We start from the raw sequence: 641 nt of genomic DNA on the forward strand, positions 1-641 counted from the left end.
ATTTTGTTCTTGCTCTTCGGCGTCTGCTCGAGCAGGCGGCCGACCAGCCAGAGCGCCTCCAGCACCTTTTGGCGCAGCGGACCTTCGGGGATGTCCTCCAAGTGACGGCGCAATTCCCGGCGGATCCTTCCGGTATAGCCCTTGAGTTGGCGCAAGGCCTTGCGCATGCGCTTGAACTGCCGGGCATGGGCATACCGTCCAACTTGGGCTGCCAGTCGCGGAGCAAGCCGCGCGTAGCTCTGGCGCAGATCGATCCCGGCGTCCTTCGCCAAGCCGACCAGCAACACGCGCGCTCGCTCGTAAAGCCGCGCATCTGTCGGATGAGCGATGGTCTTTTCCATCACGGTCGTATCGACAGCCAACCGCTTCAGACCCTTGTCGGTGACGGCGCCAGAAGCCCGACCTGCCTCGATGGTTTTGGTCAGCAGCCACTCCACACCTTCTTCACCGATGCGCTTGCGCCAGCGGGTCAGGGATGACGGGTCAATCGGCAAGCGGTGCTGAAAGAACGTCTCGCCAGTGAAGTGCTGGTAATACGGGTTCTCGACCCACCGTGTCAACGGCGGTGCAAAATCCGGCCACGCGGCGGGGTAAAATCAGGCCAGGCGGCGGTGACCGGCACCATGGCGCGCGCGCTCACC

1 pseudogene is annotated in these 641 nt (G+C 63.5%); it reads right to left on the reverse strand.

The window, feature by feature from the left end:
* Positions 1-560, reverse strand: a pseudogene (locus J0F76_RS20750) (transposase family protein); the annotation flags it as partial.
* Positions 561-641 lie beyond the last annotated feature (81 nt).

It is taken from the genome of Paracoccus fontiphilus, from assembly GCF_017356265.1.
Classification (GTDB): domain Bacteria; phylum Pseudomonadota; class Alphaproteobacteria; order Rhodobacterales; family Rhodobacteraceae; genus Paracoccus; species Paracoccus fontiphilus.